Here is a 5682-nt window from a genome sequence, read left to right on the forward strand (position 1 = left end):
TTAATGGCGAGGATTTTCGCCTAAATCGGTGTCCGGGATCAGTAGGCCACTACAAGGGGAACGCAATCGCCTTGACCTTCCCCTCCCACCAGGACGCAGTGGAGAGGGGAACGCAATCGGACACCTCCCTCTCCCTTTGCGGGAGAGGGCTGGGGAGAGGGGGGTGAGAATAAAAAAGGGCGACCGAAGTCGCCCAAGCAAGTGTGAAACGGGGGTGGCCGATCAGCGCAGGGCGCGCAGGGCCTCGATACGGTCTTCCAGCGGCGGGTGGGTCATGAACAGGCCGGCCAGGCCGTGCTTGAGGCCGCCGTTGATGCCGAAAGCGGTGAGGCTGTCGGGCATCTGCACCGGTACCTCGCTCTCCGCGCGCAGGCGCTGCAGGGCGGCGATCATCGCACCGGTGCCGGCCAGGCGGGCGCCGGCCTCGTCGGCCTTGAATTCGCGTTTGCGCGAGAACCACATGACGATGATGCTGGCCAGAATGCCGAGGACCAGTTCGGCGAAGATAGTGGCGATGAAGTAACCGATGCCGTGGCCGTCCTCGTTCTTGAAGATGGCCTTGTCCACGAAGTTGCCGAAGATGCGCGCGAAGAACATCACGAAGGTGTTCACCACGCCCTGAATCAGCGCCAGTGTGACCATGTCGCCATTGGCCACGTGGCCGATCTCGTGAGCCAGCACGGCGCGCACTTCATCGGGGGAGAAGCGCTCCAGCAGGCCCTGGCTGACCGCGACCAGCGCGTCGTTCTTGTTCCAGCCGGTGGCAAAGGCGTTGGATTCGTAGGCCGGGAAGATACCCACTTCCGGCATCTTGATGCCAGCTTCGCGCGACAGCTGCTCGACGGTCTGCAGCAGCCATTGTTCGTGGCGCGTCTGCGGCTGGGTGATGATCTGGGTGCCGGTGCTCATCTTGGCCATCCACTTGGAGATGAACAGCGAGACCAGCGAGCCGGCGAAGCCGAACACGGCGCAGAAAACCAGCAGGCTGCCGTAGTTCTGGCCGGTGAAGCGATCGACCCCGAGCAGTTTCAGGGTGATGCTGGCGATGATCAGCACCGCCAGGTTGGTGGCCAGGAACAGGAAAATACGCATCATGGTGTGGGCGAACTCCACTGAGGAATAACGGAACGCTGGTTATATAAGGTTCGGGCGAGGCCTATTCAACCGAGGGACTATTGCAAACTGTGTCCCCTGGCTGCGCCTCGCCCGTCTTGCGGAGACGGCACACGACCCTGCGCGGCAGGGTCACTGGCGGTAGGTCTTCATGAAATTGCCGATGCGGCGGATGGCCATGTCCAGATCGTCCACGCGCGGCAGGGTGACCACGCGGAAGTGGTCCGGCCACGGCCAGTTGAAGGCGGTGCCCTGCACGATGAGGATCTTCTCGGAGAGCAGCAGGTCCAGGGCGAACTTCTCGTCGTTGTGGATCGGGCAGACCTTCGGGTCGATGCGCGGGAAGGCGTACAGCGCGCCCATCGGTTTCACGCAGCTGATGCCGGGGATGTCATTGAGCAGTTCGTAGGCGCGGTTGCGCTGCTCGAACAGACGGCCGCGCGGCAGCACCAGGTCGTTGATGCTCTGATAACCGCCCAGGGCGGTCTGGATGGCGTGCTGGGCTGGCACGTTGGCGCACAGGCGCATGTTGGCCAGCATGTCCAGGCCTTCGATGTAGCCCTTGGCCAGGTGCTTGGGACCGGAAATCGCGATCCAGCCGGAGCGGAAGCCCGCCACCCGGTAGGACTTGGACAGGCCGTTGAAGGTCAGGCACAGCACGTCCGGCGCCAGCGAGGCGGTGGCGATGTGCTCGGCGTCGTCGTAGAGGATCTTGTCGTAGATCTCGTCGGAGAACAGGATCAGGTTGTGCTGGCGGGCCAGCTCGACGATGGCCTCCAGGCATTCCTTGGAATACACCGCGCCGGTGGGGTTGTTCGGGTTGATGAGCACCAGCGCCTTGGTATTCGGGGTGATCTTGGCCTTCATGTCGGCCAGGTCGGGGAACCAGCCAGCCTGCTCGTCGCACAGGTAGTGCACCGGCTTGCCGCCGGCCAGGCTCACGGCGGCAGTCCACAGCGGGTAGTCGGGCGCCGGCAGCAGCACCTCGTCACCGTTGTTCAGCAGCGCCTGCATGGACATCATGATCAGCTCGGAGACGCCGTTGCCGAGGTAGACATCCTCGATGCCCACACCCTCGACGTTCTTCTGCTGGTAGTACTGCATGACTGCCTTGCGGGCGCTGAACAGACCTTTAGAGTCGCTGTAGCCCTGGGCGGTCGGCAGGTTGCGGATCACGTCCTGGAGGATTTCCTCCGGGGCCTCGAAGCCGAACGGCGCCGGGTTGCCGATATTCAGCTTGAGAACGCGGTGACCTTCGTCCTCCAGGCGTTTGGCGTGCTTGAGCACCGGCCCGCGAATGTCATAGCAAACGTTGGCGAGCTTGTTCGACTTACTGATCTGCATGATGCTGAGTGTTCCCGAAGTGAACGTCGCGAGGCTGCACGGCCACGTGCAGTCGAGGGCGGCGAGGAGCGCCTTGGCAGCATCCGCGTGCGCTGCCAGACTGGCGGTTGAAAGCCACGCATGATACGTCTGGCCTGCAAGCGGGGAAAGGTGCAGGCGGGCATTTTCCGAAGTCAGGAGCCGCGATGGACAAGATCGACAAACCCCTCGACGCCTGGCGCGACGAGCTTACGCCCGAACAGTTCCATATCTGCCGCCTGGGCGGCACCGAGCGCGCGTTCAGCGGCGAGTACTACGCCACCCGTACACCCGGTATCTACCAGTGCGCCTGCTGCCAGGCCCCGCTGTTCGACTCCGACACCAAGTACGATTCCGGCAGCGGCTGGCCGAGCTATTTCCAGCCGGTAAGTAACGAGGCGGTCAGGGAACTGGAGGATTCCAGCCATGGCATGCAGCGCATCGAAGTCCGCTGTGCGCGCTGCGATGCCCATCTCGGCCATGTATTCCCGGACGGCCCGCGGCCAACCGGATTGCGTTACTGCATCAACTCGGCATCGCTCACGCTGGTGCCGAAGACGGACCCCGCCTGATCAAGGAGCGTTACCCCGATGACCGATCTGCTGCAGATCCCGCTGACCGATATCAATGGACAGGAAACCCGGCTGGCCGATTACGGCGCCCGGGCGCTGCTGGTGGTCAATACCGCCAGCCGCTGCGGCTTCACCCCGCAGTACGAAGGCTTGGAACAGCTCTGGCAGCAGTACAAGGATCGTGGACTGGCGGTGCTGGGCTTTCCCTGCAACCAGTTCGGCGCCCAGGAGCCGGGCAGCGAAGAGGAGATCGCCAGCTTCTGCTCGATGAACTTTGGCGTCAGCTTCCCCCTGTTTCGCAAGCTGGACGTGAACGGCCCGGGCACCCATCCGCTGTTTGCCGAGCTCAAGCGCCGCGCGCCCGGCCTGCTGGGCAGCCAGCGCATCAAGTGGAACTTCACCAAGTTCCTGATCAGCGGAGACGGCTCGCGCGTCGAGCGCTTCGCGCCCACCACCAAGCCCGAAGCCCTGCAAGAGGCGGTGGAGAACCTGCTGCGTTAAGGAGTACCCCCCTTGGATTCCCGACTGATCGCGCTGCTGGAGCGGGCCGACCGCCTGGCGCAGCGACTCGAACCCCTGTTGCCGATCGAACCGCCGGTGATCGACTGGACCGCCACCCTGGCCGCGCGCTGGCAGCGCCAGGGGCGCAGTGGATTCTTGCAGCCGCTGCGGGTGAGCCATGACCTGCGTCTGGACGATCTGCTGGGCGTGGATCTGCAGCGCGAGCAGCTGGCACGCAACACCCGCCAGTTCGTCGCCGGGCTGCCTGCCAACCACGCCCTGCTGTGGGGTGCGCGGGGCACCGGCAAGAGCTCGTTGGTGCGCGCGTTGCTGGCCGAGCATTGGCCAGCCGGATTGCGCCTGGTGGAGATCGAGCGCGACCACCTGGCTGATCTGCCACGGGTGGTGGAGCTGATCAGCGATCAGCCGCAACGCTTCGTGCTGTTCTGCGACGACCTGTCATTCGAAGCCGGGGAAGGCGAGTACCGCGTACTGAAGAGCGTGCTGGACGGCTCGCTGGAACGGGCGCCGGACAACGTGCTGCTGTACGCCACCTCCAACCGCCGGCACCTGGTGCCGGAGCGGCAGAGCGACAACGACAACTGGGAGCGAGTGGATGGCGAACTGCACCCGAGCGAGGCGGTGGAGGACAAGATCGCGCTGTCCGACCGCTTCGGCCTCTGGCTGTCCTTCTATCCCTTTACCCAGGAGCACTACCTCTCGGTGGTGCGCCACTGGATCGGCAGCCTGGCGGCCCAGGCCGGGTTGAGCTGGGCATGGGACGAAGAGCTGGAGAAGGCCGCGGTGCGCTGGGCGACTGGACGTGGCAACCGCAACGGACGCTGTGCCTACCAGTTCGCACGGCAGTGGGTGGGGCTCCGGCTGTTGCAGTGAGCGCGCCGCGCGTGCGGCGGTGGGGCGCAGCGCTGCGCTGCGCTGCGGCGTTGCGCCCCACAAAGGCGGCAGGTCTCAGTCGTAGACCTGTTTCTTGCGCCATGGATCGTCGATTTCCTCCTGGGTGAGACCGACGGTCAGCTCATCTTCCTCTTCCTCGGTGGGCTCGCGGTCCAGCGCCAGGTCGTTCGCCCGTTCCAGATGCTTGGCCAGCTCGCGAAGCTCGATGCGATAGCGATCCTGATCCGCCTGGCGGCGCAGGAACTGCACCGCGCGCTCGAAGGCCAGGCGCGCCTGGCGGGGCTTGTCCTGCTGCAGCAGTTGCACGCCGACGCTGGTAAAGAAGTCGATGTGCAGCTGCACCATCATGTGGCGGATCTCGTCGACCCAGTGGCGCGCCTCGGCGGTGGTGATGAGGTTTTCGCGCGCCGCGCGGGTGATCACGCCGTGCAGGCCTTCGAGCAGGAAGCGCACTTCCTTGGCCTTGTTTTCGGTGTTGATCGCCTGCGGCAGGTTCTTCACCGGCAGGTTCTCTCCCTTGCCCAGCAACACCACCAGCTCGTCGATGCGCGTGACCAACTCGGTATTCTCGGGTGCCATGGGGCGCAGCCGCTCGCTCAGCTTGAGCTCCAGCTTGCACATCAGCAGCTTCAGCGCGGGTGTCATCATCTGCCCGGGCAGAATCTCGCTGAGGTCGGCACAGCGGCGAACGCGCTCGGTGAGTTCGGCTTTCTGGCGCTGTCGCTCCAGCTTGCGGCGCTCGATCTGCTGGCTCGCATAAACCAGGATGATCGCAACGAACAGTGCGGCGAAGACCAGGGCGGTGATAAGGGCTGGAGACAACGGCTTTCCTCCGATGATGGCATCTGGCCCCGAGTGTAGAGATTTCTCCCCGTGGCTCCTAGGGTCAATTAAGCTTTCGTCGCGCGCTCGGATTCCTGAGGCGCAGCGACGCATCGTGCCGCTTCAGCGGAACGCTGGAAAGCACGCGCTGCGGCAGGGCGACGGAGCGTCATTGGCGCTGAACGTTTTTTGAGCAGAAGTCATTGATTTAAAAAAAGTTTTGTTTGGGTGTTGACGCCTCCCCGAGGCATCCATAAAATGCGCCCCACTTCCAGCGCAGACGGCAACGCCAAGCGGGGAAGCCGGAAAAAAGTTTGTAAAAACTGTTGTAAGTTCCGGGCCGCGTCCCCTTCGTCTAGTGGCCTAGGACACCGCCCTTTCACGGCGGTAACAGGGG

General features: G+C 64.0%; 6 protein-coding genes and 1 pseudogene. 3 read left to right on the plus strand and 4 right to left on the minus strand.

What is annotated here, in order from left to right:
* Positions 1–222: 222 nt before the first annotated feature.
* Positions 223–1095, minus strand: coding sequence for a protease HtpX (gene htpX / locus AS93_RS0117430; protein ID WP_027591780.1), 873 nt, complete (start codon positions 1093–1095; stop codon positions 223–225).
* 150 nt (positions 1096–1245) lie between these two features.
* Complete coding sequence (locus AS93_RS0117435) at positions 1246–2457, minus strand: pyridoxal phosphate-dependent aminotransferase (RefSeq protein WP_027591781.1); 1212 nt, start codon at positions 2455–2457, stop codon at positions 1246–1248.
* A 185-nt stretch (positions 2458–2642) separates the two neighbouring features.
* On the opposite strand from AS93_RS0117435, the gene msrB reads away from it, so the two are divergent.
* Genes msrB through AS93_RS0117450 form a run of 3 tightly spaced genes read left to right on the plus strand, consistent with a single transcriptional unit; the run spans position 2643 to position 4442 of the window.
* Complete coding sequence (msrB, locus tag AS93_RS0117440) at positions 2643–3047, plus strand: peptide-methionine (R)-S-oxide reductase MsrB (protein ID WP_027591782.1); 405 nt, start codon at positions 2643–2645, stop codon at positions 3045–3047.
* A gap of 18 nt (positions 3048–3065) precedes the next feature.
* Positions 3066–3548: a glutathione peroxidase gene (locus tag AS93_RS0117445; RefSeq protein WP_027591783.1), complete on the plus strand. Its 483-nt coding sequence runs from the start codon at positions 3066–3068 to the stop codon at positions 3546–3548.
* A 12-nt stretch (positions 3549–3560) separates the two neighbouring features.
* Positions 3561–4442: an ATP-binding protein gene (locus tag AS93_RS0117450; RefSeq protein WP_027591784.1), complete on the plus strand. Its 882-nt coding sequence runs from the start codon at positions 3561–3563 to the stop codon at positions 4440–4442.
* A gap of 75 nt (positions 4443–4517) precedes the next feature.
* Here AS93_RS0117450 and AS93_RS0117455 read toward each other — a convergent pair whose 3' ends face one another.
* Together AS93_RS0117455 and AS93_RS20995 are read right to left on the minus strand one after the other, a co-directional pair.
* Positions 4518–5285 (minus strand): hypothetical protein, encoded by a 768-nt coding sequence (locus AS93_RS0117455; protein WP_027591785.1) that lies wholly within the window; start codon positions 5283–5285, stop codon positions 4518–4520.
* Between the two features lie 200 nt (positions 5286–5485).
* A pseudogene (locus tag AS93_RS20995) lies at positions 5486–5682 on the minus strand (hypothetical protein); the annotation flags it as partial.

Origin of the sequence: Pseudomonas sp. RL (assembly GCF_000647775.1) — a bacterium.
GTDB lineage: Bacteria > Pseudomonadota > Gammaproteobacteria > Pseudomonadales > Pseudomonadaceae > Serpens > Serpens flexibilis.

Excerpts from the sequence above, each read along its gene's own strand:
- htpX (WP_027591780.1), bottom strand. The coding sequence starts at position 1,095 with ATGATGCGTATTTTCCTGTTCCTGGCCACCAACCTGGCGGTGCTGATC.
- AS93_RS0117435 (WP_027591781.1), bottom strand. The coding sequence starts at position 2,457 with ATGCAGATCAGTAAGTCGAACAAGCTCGCCAACGTTTGCTATGACATT.
- msrB (WP_027591782.1), top strand. The coding sequence starts at position 2,643 with ATGGACAAGATCGACAAACCCCTCGACGCCTGGCGCGACGAGCTTACG.
- AS93_RS0117445 (WP_027591783.1), top strand. The coding sequence starts at position 3,066 with ATGACCGATCTGCTGCAGATCCCGCTGACCGATATCAATGGACAGGAA.